The 17,133-nt window shown below is 43.6% G+C and carries 14 protein-coding genes; 8 read left to right on the forward strand and 6 right to left on the reverse strand.

Going from position 1 to position 17,133, the window contains the following annotated elements; genetic code table 11:
• Positions 1-29: 29 nt before the first annotated feature.
• Positions 30-878 carry a sensor histidine kinase gene (locus tag AHMF7616_RS10435; protein WP_158546138.1) on the forward strand — a complete coding sequence of 283 codons (849 nt, stop codon included), beginning with the start codon at positions 30-32 and terminating at the stop codon, positions 876-878.
• Positions 865-1,506 (forward strand): response regulator transcription factor, encoded by a 642-nt coding sequence (locus AHMF7616_RS10440; protein WP_115372833.1) that lies wholly within the window; start codon positions 865-867, stop codon positions 1,504-1,506. Before AHMF7616_RS10435 ends, AHMF7616_RS10440 begins: the two co-directional genes overlap by 14 nt.
• A gap of 62 nt (positions 1,507-1,568) precedes the next feature.
• Here AHMF7616_RS10440 and AHMF7616_RS10445 read toward each other — a convergent pair whose 3' ends face one another.
• The gene (locus AHMF7616_RS10445; RefSeq protein ID WP_115372834.1) at positions 1,569-3,296 is read right to left on the reverse strand and encodes a M3 family oligoendopeptidase; all 1,728 of its coding nucleotides are present in this window, start codon (positions 3,294-3,296) and stop codon (positions 1,569-1,571) included.
• Between the two features lie 284 nt (positions 3,297-3,580).
• The gene (locus AHMF7616_RS10450) at positions 3,581-4,756 is read right to left on the reverse strand and encodes a ferredoxin--NADP reductase (protein ID WP_115375553.1); all 1,176 of its coding nucleotides are present in this window, start codon (positions 4,754-4,756) and stop codon (positions 3,581-3,583) included.
• A gap of 117 nt (positions 4,757-4,873) precedes the next feature.
• Between AHMF7616_RS10450 and AHMF7616_RS10455 the strand changes: the two genes are divergently transcribed.
• Positions 4,874-5,572, forward strand: coding sequence for a peptidoglycan DD-metalloendopeptidase family protein (locus tag AHMF7616_RS10455; protein WP_115375554.1), 699 nt, complete (start codon positions 4,874-4,876; stop codon positions 5,570-5,572).
• 60 nt (positions 5,573-5,632) lie between these two features.
• Positions 5,633-6,451 (forward strand): mechanosensitive ion channel family protein, encoded by an 819-nt coding sequence (locus AHMF7616_RS10460; protein WP_115372835.1) that lies wholly within the window; start codon positions 5,633-5,635, stop codon positions 6,449-6,451.
• Positions 6,452-6,783: 332 nt separating this feature from the next.
• On the opposite strand, the gene AHMF7616_RS10465 is transcribed toward AHMF7616_RS10460, so the two are convergent.
• Positions 6,784-7,998, reverse strand: coding sequence for an ABC transporter permease (locus tag AHMF7616_RS10465; RefSeq protein ID WP_115372836.1), 1,215 nt, complete (start codon positions 7,996-7,998; stop codon positions 6,784-6,786).
• 403 nt (positions 7,999-8,401) lie between these two features.
• Here AHMF7616_RS10465 and fmt point away from each other — a divergent pair, with 403 nt between their 5' ends.
• From fmt to AHMF7616_RS10490, 4 genes are all read left to right on the forward strand, one after another.
• Positions 8,402-9,334, forward strand: a complete 933-nt coding sequence (gene fmt / locus AHMF7616_RS10475) for a methionyl-tRNA formyltransferase (protein WP_115372838.1) — start codon at positions 8,402-8,404, stop codon at positions 9,332-9,334.
• A gap of 198 nt (positions 9,335-9,532) precedes the next feature.
• Positions 9,533-10,030 (forward strand): dihydrofolate reductase, encoded by a 498-nt coding sequence (locus AHMF7616_RS10480; protein ID WP_115372839.1) that lies wholly within the window; start codon positions 9,533-9,535, stop codon positions 10,028-10,030.
• A gap of 624 nt (positions 10,031-10,654) precedes the next feature.
• The gene (locus AHMF7616_RS10485; RefSeq protein ID WP_115372840.1) at positions 10,655-11,104 is read left to right on the forward strand and encodes a YsnF/AvaK domain-containing protein; all 450 of its coding nucleotides are present in this window, start codon (positions 10,655-10,657) and stop codon (positions 11,102-11,104) included.
• A gap of 50 nt (positions 11,105-11,154) precedes the next feature.
• Positions 11,155-11,994, forward strand: coding sequence for a YsnF/AvaK domain-containing protein (locus AHMF7616_RS10490; RefSeq protein WP_115372841.1), 840 nt, complete (start codon positions 11,155-11,157; stop codon positions 11,992-11,994).
• A gap of 107 nt (positions 11,995-12,101) precedes the next feature.
• Here AHMF7616_RS10490 and AHMF7616_RS10495 read toward each other — a convergent pair whose 3' ends face one another.
• From AHMF7616_RS10495 to AHMF7616_RS10505, 3 genes are read right to left on the reverse strand one after another with little or no spacing between them, the layout of a single operon-like run.
• Positions 12,102-15,515: a C25 family cysteine peptidase gene (locus AHMF7616_RS10495; RefSeq protein WP_115372842.1), complete on the reverse strand. Its 3,414-nt coding sequence runs from the start codon at positions 15,513-15,515 to the stop codon at positions 12,102-12,104.
• Positions 15,485-16,285: a C25 family cysteine peptidase gene (locus tag AHMF7616_RS10500; RefSeq protein WP_158546139.1), complete on the reverse strand. Its 801-nt coding sequence runs from the start codon at positions 16,283-16,285 to the stop codon at positions 15,485-15,487. Before AHMF7616_RS10500 ends, AHMF7616_RS10495 begins: the two co-directional genes overlap by 31 nt.
• Positions 16,198-17,118 (reverse strand): hypothetical protein, encoded by a 921-nt coding sequence (locus tag AHMF7616_RS10505; RefSeq protein ID WP_147275657.1) that lies wholly within the window; start codon positions 17,116-17,118, stop codon positions 16,198-16,200. The genes AHMF7616_RS10500 and AHMF7616_RS10505 overlap by 88 nt, the downstream gene beginning before the upstream one ends.
• Positions 17,119-17,133: the final 15 nt, after the last annotated feature.

A 17,133-nucleotide genomic window follows, 5' to 3' on the forward strand; every position in this document is an offset into this window, starting at 1 on the left:
GGGAGCTTTTAACCACCAGATACAAAACTATGCCTGCTGCAATATTCTTTTCCTGTTTGCCCCAAGCAAGTTCAAACTGGAGTACCTACCAACCAAAATTTATTCCCCCTAATAAGTTTTTGTCTTGGCAAAGCGGCCCGGCCGCGTCTTCGCAAGCAGCAACTGCCAAAGTAGACAGCCCCACCCACGAAACTCCAGCTATTCCGGGTAATTCTCTAGCGCAAGAACTACTGCAAGCCCAGGAACAGGAACGGGCGTGCCTTGCCCAGGAACTGCACGACAAACTGGGGCAAAGTTTAATTCTGCTGAAAAACCAAGTATTAAAGATTAAAACGCATCCACCGGAAAAATCAGATACCTGGGCGCAATTAAATACCTTAGCCGAAATAGTAACGGACAGTTTGCAACAAGTAAGAACTATGTCGTACGCACTACGGCCTTTTGAATTAAACTTACTGGGCTTAACGCAGGCGGTGCGGGGATTAGTGGATGCTATCGCCCCAACGGTATCCTGGCCATTGGTAGTTGATTTACCCCCTCTGGACCAGCTTTTTCCGAAAGAACGCGAAATTTATATTTACCGGATTATGCAGGAATGTTGGCAGCTTATTCAAAGTCAAACAGAAGTTGCCAGGGTGCGTTTGCAGGCGTATACCCGCCCTACAACGGTAATCTGGGAAATACACGTAAGTGGGCCCGCTACTTTTTTTAGCTTCCTGGCTACTGAATTTTTAAAAAATTTTGCACTTTGCCGTTTGCAGGAATACCTTAACCTCGTAGAAGGCCGGCTTACCTTTATAGCAACCACTCCCCGGACAACCATCATGCAAATAAACGTACCTCTTTCCTCTGATAACCCCAATCATGAAAAAACTTAATCTTATTATTGCCGATGATCATCCCATATTTTTAAAAGGACTGTGGGAGGGATTGGAAATGGAAGAAGATTTTACCGTAATCGCTCAAGCTACTAACGGACAGGAGGCTTTTATGGCCGTGCAAACCTATCGGCCCGATGTAGTGGTACTGGATATTGACATGCCCCGCATGAATGGCTTGGAAGCCGCGGAGAAAATGCTGGAAATTAATCCCCAACTGCCTATTATTTTACTTACCATGCACAAAGAAAAAGCGCCTTTGTTAAAAGCGCTGGAATTGGGTATTTGTGGGTATGTTTTAAAAGAAAACGCCGTTACCGACATTATGCACGCTATCCGGATTGTGGCAGCGGGTAACCCGTATATCAGTCCGGAAATGTCGTTGTTTTTGCTGCGCAAACCCCAGAACACAGCCAAACAAAAAACTCAGGAAGTTCTGGAACTATTAACGCCTGCCGAACGCCAAATCACGCAGTTGGTAGCCCAGTATAAAACTAGTAAAGAAATCGCTGACGAGTTGTTTATCAGCGAGAAAACTGTTTTTAATCACCGCATGAATATTGCCAAAAAACTAAACTTAACCGGTAAAAATAGCTTACTTCGCTTCGCCCTGGAACATTTTGCTTGAGCAACAATAACGAAAATATAGCCGGTTGATAGCATATCAATTTTAAGCTACCAACCAGTTATTTACAAATTAGCCATTTCCTGGCGTACAAAATCGGTGAGGCTTTGAATATAAGCGCCCGAGAAATCAAATTTTATACCGGCGGCGGCGTACACTTCGCCAATAGAGGCGGTATAACCCAGCGCCAAAGCATTTTTATAGCCCTGCAAGGCAACTTGCGGATTTTCTTTATAATTTTTCCAGACGGCAATCGCGCCTAATTGGGCCATGGCGTACTCAATGTAATAAAAAGGCACTTCGTACAGATGCAATTGCTTTTGCCAGATGTAGGGTTTCACGTGCTCTAATCCTTGCCAATCCACTTCGTGCTGATTAAAATTTTCAAAAATTTCGACCCATTTACCGTGGCGCTCGGCTACCGAGTGGTTTGGATTTTCATAAACCCAATGCTGAAACTGGTCGATGGTGGCTACCCAGGGAAAAGTCTCCAGTACTCCTTCCAGGTGCATTTTTTTAGCCCGGCGTAGTTCCTGTGCGTCCGAAAAAAACAAATGCCATTGATCCATGGAGATCAGCTCCATCGACATAGACGCTAATTCGGCAACTTCGGAGGGCGTTTGTTTAAAAGCGTTTAAAGCTAAATTACGGGTTAAAAACGAATGCACCGCGTGGCCGCCTTCGTGCAGCAAAGTAACCACATCGCGCAACGACGAGGTAGCATTCATAAATATAAAAGGCACGCCAATTTCTTCCAAAGGATAGTTATAACCGCCGGGCGCTTTTCCTTTCCGCGACTCCAGATCCAGGTGCCCCATTTGCTGCATGGTAGCCAGGCAATCGCCTAAAAAAGGATCGAGCGCGTAAAAGCACTGAATGGTTTTGGCTAATAATTCCTCGCCGGTCCGGAAAGGCTCCAGGGGCGGTTGGCCGGTTTCATCGACGTCTAAATCCCAGGGTTTAAGCGCCGGTAATTGCAAGGCTTTTTTTCGTTGTTGGTCCAGTTCCCGGTTCAGGGGAACCACGTATTCCCGGATGGCCGCGTGAAAATCAAAACAATCCTGCGGGGTATAATCAAAGCGGCCCAAAGCAGCAAACATGTAATCACGGAAATTAGCGAAGCCGGCGTTTACCGCTACCTGGTGGCGCAAGTGCGTGAGTTCGGTAAATAGCGTATCCAGTTGGTCTTTGTCCTGCAGGCGTCGTTCTTGAATGGCTAAATAAGATTGCTCCCGTACGTTCCGGTCTAAGCTTTTCAGGCGGTCGGCGGCGCGGGGCAAAGTCATTTCCTCGCCATCCAAGGTCACGGTCATGGCTCCGGTAATAGCGGCGTAATGTTGCTGTTTGGTGGTTATCTCGGTTTTTAAGGGAATGTTTTCTTCCCGAAAAATTTCTAATTGCCGGCGTACCGATCGTAAATAAATGCGATACTTTTCCTGATCCAATTCCGGCAGGTACGGCGACTCTACTAACTTTTGGTTCAGGGCGTGGTCGTAAGGCGCTACTTTGGGCTCTATCTCGGTCACAAAATACTGAAATGCTTCCGTAGCGGCTTCATCCTGCGTGTTGATGGTCATCCGGATGTAACGCCAGCCAATTTCTTCCCCAAATATACTTTCGAGTTCGCTGCGGTCCAGCATCCATTTTTCCAGGTCTGCCGCAGAATGAAGAGGCCGGTTTTGCAGCTCTTGCAGGTAAGGTTCTAGGGTAGCCCAATCATTTACTGCAAATTGTTGCGGTAAAAAGTGGCGGGTGGGCCGCTGTGGTAGTTCTATCGTGGTGTTTGGGTTCATCATCTTTCCTTTAAATCTTTTGTTTTATCTAAGTAAGTAGTTGGTCGTTGTTCGATTGTTAGTATTCTCAAAATCAACTACTTATCGAACCTGTCCATCTGTTTAATTTTGTCCAAGTACTTAGAACAGGCACTTGGTTGTTGAGCAAGGTATTTTAACCGCTACCAAAGTAAAAATTTAAAAAATTAATATAATTCGATCTTAAATCAACTTTCTCTAGGGCGCATTTTCTTTTGTGCCAATCCTTGTCCGAAGAAATACCGAAGCAAATGGCGCACAAAAAATCAACCAATTTCAATAATCACATTGTTCGTTAAAGGGTGGCCCACGCAGGTTAACACGAAGCCCTGGGCTACTTCGGCGTCCGATAAGCCTTCCCGTTCATCCAGATGCACCTTGCCGGCTAAACATTTACCCCGACAGGCCGTGCATAAACCGGCCTGGCACGAAAACGGCAAATCAATGTCTTGGCTTAAAGCGGCTTCCAGAATAGTTTCATCTTTAGTAACTGCTACTACGTACTGCTGGCCTTCAAACAAAATAGTAACCGATTGGTCCTGGATAGTGGTGGTGTTTTCTTCCTTTGCGGTAGAACCAGCTCCCGTATTTACGGGGTTATGGCCGGAACTTACAAAGCTTTCTTTGAAAACCTGGTGGTTGGGTACCTGTAAAATCTGCAAAGCAGCTTTTGCTTCTTCCATCAAACCTTCCGGGCCGCACAAGTAAAATTCGGTAGCTGTTGTATTACGGATTTTTAATTTCTCCAGAATAGTTAACAGCATCTTCTGGTTTAACCGCCCGGAGTAAATGGTATTAAGTTCTTCCGCCGGCGAGGTGCCCGGAGCAGTTTCTTTACTTTTACCAAACAAACGGCCGAAAAATGAGGAATTAGCTTTAGGAGTAGTTTCTAAAGTAGTTGTTTGGCTGTAAACATGCGTTACCCGGAACCGCTCGGGGTATTGCTGCTCCAGGGTTTTTAGTTGATTTTTAAAAATAACGGACTCTTCATTCCGGTTAGCGTAGATAAGGCACACTTGGCTGGCGGTTTCGTGGTGCAATACCGATTTCGCCATCGCCATTAGCGGCGTAATGCCACTGCCCGCTCCTATTAATACCACCGTGCGGCGATTGGTAGGTTCCGGGATTATATTGAAATTACCCATGGGTGCTAAAACCTCCAGGCGATCTCCTACTTTTAATTGGTTAATCAGGTAATTAGATAACAAGCCGCCTTTTACCCGCTTGACCGTTACCGAAAGGCGCGGTTGCTCCACCGGAGAACTGCATAATGAATAAGCCCGTCGCTCTTTTTTCCCATTTACCGGCACTATTAACGTTAAAAACTGCCCGGCTTGGTAAGGTACCGCTATTTTATCGGGATGTTCTAAATGAATGGTTATGGCATCCGCAGTTTCCCGGGTAATGTCCACGACCTTCAGTTGTAGGATTAATTCACTCATAATATAATCTTTGCGCAAAGGTAATTTGGCGAGGCGCAATTAACAATTAACGTTCGGAAAACTCCCTTGTGGTTTAAAGGTTTAATTTTTTTTAATTTTAAACCAAAAAATTTGCTTATGCCGGTTTCGCCCACTGTACTATTAACTAAACATCAAACTCAATTCGGTCCGGTTTTACCTCTCGACTTAAATGCCAACACGGTTTGCCGTTTAGATTTTAGCGCCCACAATGCTTTATTGGCGAGCGAAAATCTGGAAAACACCGGGCAGTTTGCTGCTTTTGTAAATAAATTGCTGCAGCAGCAGCAAGCTACTGTTGGCATCGGCGGTTATCTGGAAAACCGAATTATTTACCGAAGAAGCAAGCTTTTCGCCGGTGATCTCGCTAACCGCAGCATACACTTAGGCGTGGATATCTGGGTGGAGGCCGGCACTCCCGTTTTGGCTCCTTTGGCGGGAGTTGTTCATTCATTTAAAGATAATGTTTTTTTTGGGGATTACGGACCGACTATTATTCTGGAGCATACCATTAAAAATTTTAAATTTTTTACACTCTACGGTCATCTGGGCCGGCAATCTTTACGAAATTTACACCCCGGCGATGTTTTTACAATAGGCCAGGAATTAGGTACTATTGGCACTTTTCCCGAAAACGGTGATTGGCCGCCGCACCTTCATTTTCAGGTAATTAGCCATATGCTTGGCCTTCAGGGTGACTTTCCGGGAGTATGTAGCCTGGCCGATTTAAATAAGTTCGCGCAGCTGTGTCCTGATCCGAACCTTATTTTGCAGTGCCGGCATTTAACAGCTTTTTAAAAAATTGTCACGTACAACTCCCTTTAAACGCAAATTTCAGGTTAAAACAGAACGGAACAGATGAATACTAGTTTTTTCGATTTTGAACGGTACCGCGCCACCCTCACTACCTTTTTTATAACCTACGGCGCCCGCTTTTTGGTAGCCATGCTGCTCTTACTATTTGGCTTATGGGTGATCAACCGCATTGTAAAGTTTATTGATCGCGAAATGATCGTGCACCACGTCGATCCATCGTTGCGGCCTTTTTTGCGGAACGTGCTCAACGTTGCATTAAAAATTTTACTGGTTATCGCGGTTATTTCCCAATTGGGTATGGAAATGACTTCGGTATTTGCCGTGCTGGGGTCGGCGGGTTTAGCCATTGGTTTAGCTTTGCAAGGCAGCCTGGCCAATTTTGCGGGTGGCGTATTAATTCTGGCGCTAAAACCTTTCCGGGTGGGCGACTACATCGAAGCGCAAGGCGTGGCCGGCAATGTTAATCTTATTAATATTTTAAATACCGTTATTAAAACGCCCGATAATAAAACCATCTACATCCCGAACGGTCCGTTAGCTTCCAGCACCATCGTGAATTTCGACGTAGAATCGAATCGCCGGGCCGATATTCGCATTTTAATTCATTACGGCAACGATATAGCCTTGGCGAAACAATTAATTAAACAGCTAATTGCCCAAGATTTCCGTATTCAGCCGGAACCTGCCCCACAGGTAGTAACCGAAAATACGGATTTAGGCGTTAATATTTTTACCCGGGTGTGGGCCGAAAAAGGCAATGTAGGTGGCATTACCAACGATTTCCACGATTGGATTCGGGCGGCTTTTGAGAAAAACAACATCACCATTGCCTACCGGGAGCCCTCCTTTCCGGTGAAATAGTCGATAGTCCACGGTCCATAGACCACAGTTTAGATTCGTGAGTTGTTAGTTTATGGTCCATAGATTACAGTTCGGGGTTGATTCTATTGGCTTTTTATTCTAGGTGATAAAGGGATGGTTTTACGATGGGATTTTTAAAGGTAAACAACTACGAAAACCATTATGAGGCTTCTCTATAGAGTTATCACTACCTTCTTGCAAAAAAAATTTTAAAAATGAAACTAAGATCAACCACAAGGCTTAAGGCTACTACCTACTACTCTCTACCTCTCTACTAATTAATAAACCTGTACTGTGGACTGAGGGCTAAGTACTATGGACTATCGATTAAATCAATCAAACTTAATGGCCGCAACAGGCTTAATCTTGGCAATCATGTACGTCGGAATCAAAATGGCGAGCATGGTTAGGCCCAAGGTTACTATATTTAAAATAATAACAATGCCGGGGTTCCAGGCAATGGGCACGGTATCCATGTAATAATTTTCGGGATCGAGCGGAATAATTTTGGTAAAATACTGAAAAGCACAAAAGCCCAGGCCTATTACATTACCATAAATCAACCCTTTTATGGTTAACTGCAAGCCTTTATGAAAAAACACTTGCCGGATCTGCGGGTCGGTGGCCCCCACGGCTTTTAATAAACCAATCATGTTGGTACGCTCCAGAATCATGATAAACACCGACGATACCATGTTAAACGTAGCCACAAAAATAATGAGAATTAAAAATATAATGACGTTTTGGTTGAGCAATTTCATCCAATCAAATAGCTGGGCGTATTGGTCGGTTACTTTTTCCAGTTGCAAATCGTAATTCATGCGATTAAAAACTGTAGATGCTACGGTGTCAATTTTATTGAAATCTTTCAGCATAATCTCGTACCCGGTTACCACGGTATCGCTCCATTTATTTAAATCCCGGATGTGCTGCATATCCGACAGCACGTACACCTGATCAAATTCTTCTAAGCCAGTTTTGAAAATGCCTTTTACCCGAAAACGGCGGGCCCGAGGCGGATTTTGAATAAAAAAGAAACTCACCTTATCGCCTAACTTAATGCGCAGTTTACTGGCTATCTGGCTGCTGATCATAATATCGTTAGATGCCGCCGTATCGGAAAAAGAAATAATTTTGCCTGCTACCAGGTTTTGCTGCATGGGCTTAAAATCATACGATTTATCCACTCCTTTTAGTACCACGCCATATACTTCTTCGTCGGTTTTAATAATGGCGGTTTTAAACGCGTAAGGCTGATAGTGCTGAATTTCCGGAATTCCTTTTAAGTTCTTCACCACGGAATTAGTGCCGATCGGTTTACCTTCGAAAGAATTATTGGTGTCGTATTTACTAATTTGCAGGTGCGCCCCAAAAGAAAAAATCTTTCGCTGTATTTCGTTGCGGAAGCCCTGCAAAATGGAAAAAGAAACAATCATGATGGCTAAGCCCACCGCAATACTTATAATGGCTATTTTTGTAACCGAAGAGGTAAAGGAATCGCCTCCGGAGGCGCCAATTTTACTGGAAATATATCTGGAAATATTCACGCGATTGTATTATGGAACAAATATAGGCACGAATTTCAACTTATAAGTAAGCGGCCAGTTTAACTTAGTAAAGCCTGGTGCCTGATCCGGAATTAAAAATTATTTACCAAACTACTTATTTGCACATTATATTCCCGGAAGACTTAACATTCCGGATAGGATTAAGCGTATTTTTTTAAATTTTTTCAATTCTCCTTTATTTACCGGAGGTTTGTTGTGCCTACCAGTGGTTGGTTACGGGTATTTTTACGCAAATTCTGGTTAAAGTTGCTTTGGCTAAGGCCGGGTACCCAAATATTGGTAGCTAAAGCTTCGCTCGAAATAAGGCATTATGTAAATCCGCACTATTTACTCAAAATATATTGGCCGCGGCTAACTATTTTTACCGGATTAAAATAAAACGATGGCGCAAGAACTAAGAATTATTTTTATGGGTACTCCGGATTTTGCAGTACCTACTTTGCAGAAACTGGTAGAAAACCATTACCCGGTAGTGGCGGTAATTACGGCTCCGGATAAACCGGCTGGCCGCGGCTTAATCCTTACTCCCTCGCCGGTAAAGGAATACGCCAAGAGTCAGAATATTCCGGTTTTGCAGCCTGTTAATTTAAAATCGGAAGCTTTTATCCAGGAGTTACGGGGGTACCGGGCCAACTTGCAAATTATTGTGGCTTTTCGGATGTTGCCGGAAGTTGTTTGGAGTATGCCGGAAATTGGCACTTTTAACATTCACGGTTCCTTATTGCCCGATTACCGGGGAGCTGCTCCTATTAACTGGGCCTTGATTAACGGGGAAAAAGAAACCGGAGTAACTTCGTTTTTCCTGCGCCACCAGATTGATACCGGGGATATTTTGTTGCAAGCGAAAATAAAGATTGAAGAGCAGGATGATTTTGGCTCGCTTTACGAAAAACTAAAACACCTGGGAGCAGATGTAGCGCTTAAAACCGTGCGCGCCATTGAAAACAACCAAGTGCAGCCGCAGCCGCAACCGCAAAATGCGGAGTTAAAAGAAGCCCCCAAAATATCCAAGGAGTTTTGCGAAATCAAATGGGAACAATCGGCCATGCAGATTCAAAATTTTATTCGGGGTTTAGCGCCCTATCCGGGTGCTTGGACCAAAATAAACGGTAAAATTTTAAAAATTTACCGCGCCGAGGTGCTGCCACCAACTGCTGACAACCAGGGGCCACCCGCACCGGGCACTTACCAAACCGATAATAAAACTTTCTTACATTTTTTTACCAGTCAAGGAGTTTTAAAAATTACGGATTTGCAGATAGAAGGTAAAAAACGAATGCGCACGGAAGAGCTTTTACGAGGTTTTAAATTTTAAGAATTAGATTGTTAGAATGTTAAATTGGTAGATTGCTAATTATTAATACGCGAAAGTTAAACAGCCGTATTAGTACATTTATCATGGATGTATGCCGGTAATTTTCAACTTAGAAATTTATCGACAATTAGGAATTTAATCCTCCAACCATTTAACCATTTAACCATTCAACCATATAAACATTCAACCATATAAAACATGATTGCTTCTGTTTTTGCCATGTCAGAAAACCGGGTTATTGGAAAAGATAACCAGCTGCCCTGGCATTTACCCGCCGACTTAAAATTTTTTAAAAATCTGACCACCGGGCACCCGATTATCATGGGCCGGAAAACGTTTGAGTCGATTGGCAAACCTCTACCGCACCGAACTTCTATTATTATAACCCGGCAAGCAGGCTATTCCCCGCCGAATTGTATCGTGTTGCACGATGTTCCGGGGGCTATTCAGGAAGCTCTAACAATAAACCCTAACGTATTTATTATTGGTGGAGCCGAAGTATTACAACAAGCCTTACCTTTTATCGATACCATGTATCTAACCTTAATACATGCCCATTTTGAAGGTGATACTTTTTACCCCGAGATAGATCCGGCGCAATGGCAGGAAGTTAGCCGGCAAAATTTTGAGGCCGACGAAAAAAACCTATACCCCTACAGCTTTATCAAACTCCAGAAATCACCTGGTTTACATTAGTTTTTAGCCCGCTGGGAAACTTTATCTTTTGTCGACTAAATAACAAAAACTAATTAAGTAAGTAATATTCCTTCCATTTAATTAGAAGTTAGAACCATTGATCTTCCACTTAGAAACAGCTAGCCTGCTGCTGCTTTTCTTTGTGCTCCGCTTCCTGCACCTTCGGGCACTTTCACCTCTAAATTTAAATTTTATCCTGTCTACTATTTTGCTTGTACAGCAAACCAAATCGGTTTTTAGATAATGTCTTTATTTTAAAATTTTTACTTCTAATCTAATACTTGCCTTGATAATCTGTTAAAACATTCATAAATGAAAATATAAATTTTTTACAATTAAAAATTTTCTACTATTAAGCGGATCCCAATTGTTTTTAATTTAAAAATTATTACGGTTGCCTGTAAATATTCATTAAAAATTTAAATTTCAGCATTTTACAAGTAAACACCTTGGCTAAACCAGGGGATTGCCTATAGGTTTATGTTACCAAATTGTTAATTCATCCGAAATAATAAATAAGAAATTTCCGATACGAAATCAAACATTAAACCGCCACTACCGTAAGAGCCTTTACTAAGTTATTCTTTACAAAATTTGCATTAACAGACTAAGCAGCAACATAAGATGGAGGGAACCCGGAATGATAACTGGCAGACAGAAGATGATAACTGGCAAACAGAATCGGAAAAAACAATTCGTACTATCCCGGTAATTGAGGAAACTGTACACATTGGTAAAAAAATAGTAGAAACGGGCCGCGTACGTATAGTTAAAACTGTTAACGAAGAAGAAGCGGTCGTGGAAGCTGCCTTGCTGCAAGAAGAAGTTCAAGTAGAACGCGTACCGGTTAATCAATACATCGAAACTCCTCCCCAGGTACGTTACGAAGGTGATGTCATGATTATTCCGGTAATTCAGGAAGTAGTAGTCATCGAAAAACGCCTGATGCTCGTAGAAGAAATTCGGGTAAACAAACATCAAACAGAAAGAAAAATTTCCGAAACGGTAACGCTCCGGAAAGAAGAAATAAATATTGAGAGAATCTCAACGGATCTTAACAATAGCAATTTATAATAAAAAGCTTACATTTTTTTTAATCCCTTAAACCTAAAACACATAAAACTATGTCACAAACAGTAATAGGAATATTCGACAATTCAACAGAAGCGCAACAAGCATTACAGCAATTAATTAGCGCCGGTATTTCGCAAGATAGGATTGATATATCCACTCCCGGAACTTCTGGTTCTACCACTAGTTCTACTTCTTCCAGCTATACTGACCATGATGATAACGATAGCGTAGGCAATTTCTTCCGGAATTTGTTTGGCGCGGATGATGATGATAACGTAAGATCTTACAGCGAAGTGGGTCGTAGGGGTAACATTATTACCGTTCATGCTCAATCGGCTCAAGAAGCGCAAAGTGCTGCTCAGATTTTAGATGAGTACGGTGCTGTAGATATCGATGAGCGGGCGGAGCAGTATCGCAGCAATACCAATACTTCGGCTGATGTAAATACTTCAGGTGCTATTCCGATTATCGAGGAAGAATTGCAGGTAGGTAAAAGAGTAGTGGAAACAGGTGGTGCTCGTATCCGGAGCCGGATTATCGAGCGCCCCGTTGAAGAAAGTGTACGTTTACGCGTAGAGCACGTTCGGGTAGAGCGTAATCCGGTAAATCGTCCGGCTACCGAAGCGGATTTGGCAAACTTCCGCGAAGGCGAAATTGAACTAAGAGAACAAGCCGAAGTGCCTGTAGTGGGCAAAGAAGCCCGGGTAGTGGAAGAAGTAAGATTAGGTAAAGACGTAGAAGAACGTCAGGAAACTATTCACGAAACCGTACGCCGGACCGATGTGGAAGTAGAAGACCTGAGCACGGATATTAACCGGACCAGCACTACTAATACTACCAGTACCACCGGTACTACTAACTTAGACCTGGATAGAAATCCAAACTTATAACAAAATAACTAACTAGTGAAAAAAAGCGGCTTTCCAAAGGGAGCCGCTTTTTTGTTTTTAGATGATTATTTAAATTTTAGCCCTTTAACGCTAGGTTCAACATTGCTTTAACGCAAAATATACAATTTGCCATAACCCTTTTTAAAAGCTTTATCTGCGGCCGTGTTACGGTGCGTGAACAGATCGGTGTCCATTACCACGCGGTACAAATACACTCCGTTGGCCAGCTTGTCCCCAAATTCGTCGGTGCCATCCCAGGCGTACTCACTCGTGTTATTACCTATCTTAATGGGTCCTAACTCTTCTTTGGTAATTTCCCGGATAACTTTACCCGTAACCGTTAAAATTTGAACTTTCAGGTTTTGGGGTACTTGGGCCCCGGTTACGGTAAACACAAACCGGGTTTTGCTGGACAAAGGATTAGGATACGGGTAAAAATTAGTAATCGTAGATTCGTTAATCACATTAAAACTAATTTCGTACGGTTCAAAACCAGCCTTATTGTTACTGATATCTTTCGCCTGCACCCGCAATTTGTAAATACCGTTTTCCAGGTTTTCCGGATGATACTCTACCCGGAAATCATTCTTCTTGTCAGCCGGAAAAATTTTACTATCCTGACCGGATAAGTTAACTTGCTCAAAATTAGGGCTGTTGGGCCGTAATAACAGCATTTCCATACCTTCGGTATCTTTCAAAAACGAGTATTTATCTTCGTCTTTTACCGAAATGGTAATCTGCGGATTGGGGGACACAATGTCTCCATCCAGAATATGTTGGCCATCAAAAGCAACATCTAATAGGGGTGGGGTGTTGGGACCAATGGTAAATGGTATTTCAAAAATATTGTTGGTATACACTAATTCTGGTTGCAAATAGGGGTTCACAAATAATCGTAAAGTGTATTTGCCGCTTAAATTACGGGTAGCAAAGGTAACCGGAATTGAAACGACCTCTCCGGCAGCAAGTGCTTTTACTTTTACATCCTGGGTAAACCCGTTTGTTCCCGATAAGGTAAAACGGGCTACCAGCGAGTCGGCAAAATTAAAATTAGATACATTTTGAAATAAAAAATGAGTACTAATGCTGCCGGAAGCTGCCTGCGCCGTTAGATTTTGAAATTTATCTGAATCTACCGTATCGGCTCGTACCACCCCTTCGGGCGCACCCTGGTACAGCACCAGCCATTCTTTTAATTGCGGAGCGGTTCGGTCCAGGGTATCTGTCACGGCTAACTGCAACTGCAAATAAGGATAGCGTTTGGCATTTAGCTTCGTTAAATCCAAAGCCAGTGCAGTTTGGTTGGTGTACACCAGCGTATCTTTGTTGCGCTGCTCGTTGTAAGCCCGAAGTGTCAAAGTAAACGGATCTTTGCCGGCCCCATTCTTTTTAACTAGATAATGCACCTTTTTCCAGGCGGTAGCCGGACCAACAAAGGTAGATGTTATATTACCGGCCACCCCGCGAGTCTGCATAGTAGCATTTAACTCAATATTTTGTAAGGCTGCCTCCATCGGGCTATTGCGCAAGTAAGTTGCTTCCTGGGCAGTTCCCACCGGGCTATCCTTCCGGCCCACCAGAGCAAACGGATAACCGGTTTGCAGGCTATCGATCAGGCGAGAACCTAACTGGTGAAATGTTTCTTTTAAAGCCGGTGAAAAAATGGTAAAAGGCACATTTCTAACCGATATTAAAGCCACGTAATAACCCGCTGGTATTTCGTTCAGAAAACGGCGTAAAGTTTCCTGGTTTTGCGCTACATCCAGGTTTACAAAGTGATACATGGCTTTGGGCGGACTACCGCAGAGAGCTGCTCCTACAGTTGCGGGCATCAGATGCGGTTCCAAGGTTTTATCGTTAAATACCACCGCTAGTATATTAGGAACGTTAAAGCCGCAACTTCCGTCGAAGCGAATGCGGCCATCCATAAAAATTCCGTTTGGCGGAAAGGATTGAGCAGTTTTTCCACCTCCTGCTTTTAAGGTTATCTTTTTAGAATTTGGCGTGAATTCCCATTTCTGAGTGGCGGACTCCAATGCCAGGCCGTTAGTAATGGAATTTTGTAACTGAGCAGGTTGGCTTTGCGACCAACCATCCGGACTACCCGGAATATACCGGAAAGAACTGCTTCCCCAAATAACCGAATCTTGTCCGGGAGCTAGCTCACTCGTCCGGAAGCGCCAGTAATACACCACGCTATCTTCCAGTGCCTGATTGGTGGGTAACGAAATTTTCCAGATTGGTAAGGCGCCGGCCCCGCTGATGGTAGTGGATTGTTTTTGAGCAGAGTTAAAAGTTGGGGCCGTATCGAGTTCAAAATAGTAATCCTGGGTTTTGCTTTGCTCTTCCAGCGACTGACCCGTTAATTTAACGGTACTTTCGTGCACGATGGCGTATTCTGGAGGATACAGTGCCTGTAGCGTATTAGCCGGAAAATAATGCTCAAAAGTATAGCTGTTGTTGGTTTCATCTAATTCGCTGATCTTATTCAGATGATCCAGGGTAATGGTAAATTGATTAACACCGGAAAAATGATTGGCTCTATCTACAAATTTAAAAATTAAGGTATCTTGATTATACACCGGCGGAAACAAAACAGAATCAATTACGGTGGCGTTGTTGCGGCTAACGGATACATAAAACGAATCGGCTACGGCCTTCCCAAAATTAGTAACCGGAATAACAATGTTAAAAGAATCAGCCGCTGCGGTAAGCCGCTCGTTGTTGAAGGCCTGCACCTTCGGCCCATTTTCCTGCACTACGTAATCGGGTTTTTCCGGCGAAAAAAAACGGATAGCTGGATCTCCTTGCAATAAAATTTGCATGGCTTGCGCGGTGGCATTCGGACTTTGGGCCTGCGTTAAAAAACGTTTAATAACCTCTTGCTGAATTACGCCCACCGATTTACCGTAATAAAGAGAGTCGGTAAAGGCTACTTCGTAAAATTTTTCGGAGTAAAGCTGTAACAAATTGGCGTACCCGGTGCTGGTGCTGGCCAAATAAGCAATAATCCCTTTTTTAGGAGCTAACAACCAGTTTACCCCAAAAGTATTATCTAAAAACGGATTTCCGGTAGCACAACCGTTCATAATCATGATGGGGTATTTACCGGTGTTGTTATATCCATTTACCGGATCGGTTACAAAGCCAATGTCCAAATCGTTACTGGTGGGCGAAGAATGACCAAAAAAAGTAACTAAACCCACCCCGGCGTTTATCTCCGACGAAACATTTAAACGCTCCACCCCCGAGGTAGTGTTTAAACGGTAAATGCTTTTTACCCTGGCCCCTAAATAAGTTTTTTCCACCATATTCTGCCACCGGGTTAAAGAGCTGCGGATATACGTTTTAAGCTGGTCCGTGTCGCCGCCGCCTAAATGCAAAATGTTTTTTCGCCAGGTTAGTGTATTGGGCAAGGCTTCGTGTTCTTTTACTTTGTCCAGGTACGCGGCTAGTTCTTCCGCATTTTGTGCTACTAACCGGCCGGTAGCTACTTTCGGAAAATAAAGATTTTTTCCCAATCGGCGGTTAAGAATATATCAGAGGCCGGATAGCCCGTCGGGATCATATCGCGCAGGCTGGCGGTTGGCGAAGGTGCAGTCCGGGAACGCCCAAAATTCTCGTAATCGGCTAACAATGCTTGCCCCAATAAAAGCAAATACGCGGGTTTACCCTGGGTAGACAAATAATTTACCAAGTGTTTTATGGCCTGAGCCGATTTCTCGCCGTAGTGAAACTGATCATACACCTGCCTGATTTCTAGAGATAACGTATCGTACTTGCCCCCGTTGGTGGAGGCGCGGTATTCGGCGTAAGCTTTTACCGGATCGGGATAAGCAGCGGCGGGTTTGCGTAACCGGCTATGGTATACTAAAATAAAATTAGAACGATTATTAGCCAGATTCCGGAAAGTGGTTTTTACGGGTGCCGCGGGGCTGTATATATTACTGGCATTTACCAGTAATATTTTCTGCTGGCGATTGTTAGGGGCCGGGCCTACGAAAGAAGCCTCAGTGGCCTGATTATTAATGGTAATTTTAGAAATAGCGTAAGGGTTAGTTACGTCGTAACCCAAAACCGTTTGGTTGTTATTTTTTTGAAAAACAAAATAAGAATCTCCCGTTTTAGTGGTATCTGCCGGCGAAAAGAACCAGCTGCGGCTGGTAAATAAGTTTTTTCGGGCGTAATGCACCCGTAAATATCTTACCCGAACAATATCGGGGACTCCTTTGGGGTTAACGGTAAACCGTAATCGTAATTTACCATCCGGAGAGATGTCGCTGGGGAGCAAGGAATAGATTTTTTAATTTTATCGGCTGGTCCAAATACAATATCGCGCTCTAAGTCGCGCACCGATCCATTTGGGGATACAACCGCCAAACTTATGTTATGCGGATCCCGCAACACGCCATCGAGTACTATTTCTATTTGGGGTGCGGCCCCACTGGCTTCTACGTTTAGTAAAGAATCTACCTCAAAATCTTTAATCCGGGATCGGGCGCCACTCCCAATGGTGCCGAACCACATATCGCCGTAACCTTCGCTGGCATCGCCCCACGATAGTTGGCTTTCGCCGTAAAAAGCGCCGCCCTGATACTCGGTGGTATATTGCTTTAAGCGTTCCGCTTTATGCCAGGGTTCTGGCGTTAAACCATTAGCAGAATTATTTAAAATTGGCACACGTTTACCAGTACTGGGGGAAACGGTTAAAAAGTAAGCGGCTGTATCGGTGTATAAACTAAAATAAGGATTGGATTGGTGCTGCGGATTCTTGTAAATCTCGCGATCCAGTTTCCCGTCGTTGCGCTCGCCGTAAAATTCCAGGTAATCGCCTGGGTTTAAGGTACCATCGGCCTCGCCTTCTACGTGCACGGCTACTTCCTGGCCCCGCCGCCATAGCTGCAAATTTTGGGGGTTGATTGATCCTAAACCAGCATTTGTTAAATAAGTATGATCCAGACGGTAAATCCCGGACTTAGCCACTTTTATTTTATAATACGTTTGGGAATAATTGATCCATTCGTTGCCATATTGAACCTGTCCTTTTGCAGTAAGCCCAAACCACAGAACAATCAAGCTCAGGAACCCTAATTTTTTAAAAAAATAAAAAAAATAAGCAGTCATTTTATCTGGTTGGCG

Source organism: Adhaeribacter pallidiroseus (assembly GCF_003340495.1).
Classification (GTDB): Bacteria; Bacteroidota; Bacteroidia; order Cytophagales; family Hymenobacteraceae; genus Adhaeribacter; species Adhaeribacter pallidiroseus.